We start from the raw sequence: 1,987 nt of genomic DNA, 5'->3' as shown, positions 1-1,987 counted from the left end.
GGCGAGCTCGGCCGCGGCGGTCCGGCGCGACGCGGCACCGTCGCGCGGCCACGCGGCGGCCAGCGAGGCACCGCCGGCGGGCGCGTCCTTGCTGGTCAGCACGGCGCGCAGGGACACCTCGGTGCGCGCGCCGGCATCGGCGAGCGCGGCGGCGGTCGAGCGGGTCAGGTCGGCGCTCAGCGGTGCGACGGCCAGCGCGCGGGCGCGGCCGGTCCGCGCGGACCCGCGGACCTTGCCCGACGAGCTCACCACGTCGTGCAGCGGGCCACCGTCGGCGCTCAGCTCGGCCCAGCGGGCGCGCACCGGCCCGTCGGCGACACCGCCCGCGCGGATCGCGTCGGCCGCGGCCTGCGCAGGCGTCTCGAGCGCGTCGTCGATGGCCTTGCCGAGCGCTGCGGCCGCATCGGCCTGGCCCTGCACCGCCTCGGCGAGCTCCTCGACCCACTCCCGCAGCGAGGCGAGCGAGCCGCGCAGCGTGCGGCCGATGACGGTCCGCGCGCGGTCCGGGCCGGCGAGCATCGTCAGCCACCGGTGGATCGGCGCGACGGCAGCCGGAGCGAGCAGCCCCTCGTGCGGACCCATGTCCGGCACGACGAACAGTGGCGACCCCTCGAGCCTGTGCGCGCGCAGCCGGCTGAGCAGGTCACCGCGCACGGTCGGCAGCGAATCGCTCGGCACGCGGTTGAGGACCATGGCGATCGACGCCCCGCGCTCGACGGCACCCTCGAGCACCCGCCACGGCAGCGCGTCGCCGTACCGGGCGGCCGTGGTGACGAACAGCCACAGGTCGGCGGCCTCGAGCAGACGGTGGGCCGACTCGCGGTTGGACTCCAGCACCGAGTCCAGGTCCGGGGCGTCGAGCAGCGCGATGCCGCGCGGCACGTGCTCGTCGGCCACGACCTCGACCGACTCGAGCACGGGGTGGTGCGAGAGCAGCTCGGCGTCCAGCGGGTGGTGCACCAGGACGGGCCGACGAGTCGTCGGCCGCAGCACGCCCGCGCTGCTCACCTCGGCCCCCACCAGCGAGTTCACCAGCGTCGACTTGCCGGCCCCGGTCGACCCGGCGACCACCACGACGGCAGGCGCGGACAGCTCGGTCAGCCGCGGCACGAGATGCTCGTCGAGCTGGTCGATCAGCCGGTCGCGCGAGGCGGTCGCCGCCTCGGTCCCGTCGAGGGCGAGCGGGAACTGGGTCACCGCGACGTCGCGCCGCAGGTCCTTGACCGCGTCCAGCAGCGAGGTCGCCGCGAGCGGCCGCGCGAGCACGGAGCGCGGGTCGTCAGCAGTGTGGCGCCCCGGCACCGGTCCACGGGCCGGCGGCGCCGACGCTGTCCCCGGCTGAACGCTCACAGGCTCATTCTCAGGGTCGGACCTGACCAGGCCAAACGCGCCACGCGGTCGAACGGGCACGAGTCGGGCAGTCCGGACCTCGCGCCGCTCGCCCACTACGCTGTTCCGGGGCCTCGGCCCACGCCCCCGTAGCTCAATGGATAGAGCAACGGCCTTCTAATCCGTAGGTTGCAGGTTCGAGTCCTGCCGGGGGCGCGCCATCAGGATCACGCGTCGGGCGGTGTCCGCAGAAACAGGCGATACAGCACGTGCCTCGTCACCGCGGCAACCGCGAACACGACCGCGCCGAACCACATCGCCGCCCGGCCTTCCACCACGGCCCACGCAAGGCACACGAGCGCGCCGGCGGAATACACCCACCGTGTCACCTTGGGGCGTGCCGCACGTCGCAACCACGTGTCTTCGGCCACGCGCCGATCGTCCCACCGCCCCCCGTCGCGTGCACCGCGTCGCCCACCTCGGCAAGATGCCGACCCAGCCTCGCCCTGGTCACCGCGCTGGGGCTGGGCCTCGGGTTCGCCGTCGCGGGCCCGGCGCAGGCCGCGCAGACCATCCAGCTCACCACGCGGACGTCGAGCACCACCGGCTACGCGAACCTCGGCGCGACCCTCACGTTCACCGACGCGGGACGCGGGAT

At 75.2% G+C, this 1,987-nt stretch carries 2 protein-coding genes and 1 tRNA gene; 1 reads left to right on the top strand and 2 read right to left on the bottom strand.

Annotation, left to right across the window (positions count from 1 at the left end; genetic code table 11):
- A partial coding sequence (locus D1825_RS00220; RefSeq protein ID WP_118765556.1) for a dynamin family protein occupies positions 1–1,350 on the bottom strand: 1,350 nt, incomplete at its 3' end.
- Positions 1,351–1,472: 122 nt separating this feature from the next.
- Between D1825_RS00220 and D1825_RS00215 the strand changes: the two genes are divergently transcribed.
- Positions 1,473–1,545, top strand: a tRNA-Arg gene (locus D1825_RS00215).
- A gap of 11 nt (positions 1,546–1,556) precedes the next feature.
- Here D1825_RS00215 and D1825_RS17950 read toward each other — a convergent pair.
- Positions 1,557–1,760, bottom strand: coding sequence for a hypothetical protein (locus tag D1825_RS17950; protein WP_138066939.1), 204 nt, complete (start codon positions 1,758–1,760; stop codon positions 1,557–1,559).
- Positions 1,761–1,987: the final 227 nt, after the last annotated feature.

The sequence above is a fragment of the Cellulomonas rhizosphaerae genome, from assembly GCF_003470205.1.
In the GTDB taxonomy this organism is placed as follows: Bacteria; Actinomycetota; Actinomycetes; order Actinomycetales; family Cellulomonadaceae; genus Cellulomonas; species Cellulomonas rhizosphaerae.
The sequence above is the reverse complement of the archived record's forward strand: the minus strand, read 5'-3'. Positions and strand labels throughout refer to the sequence as shown.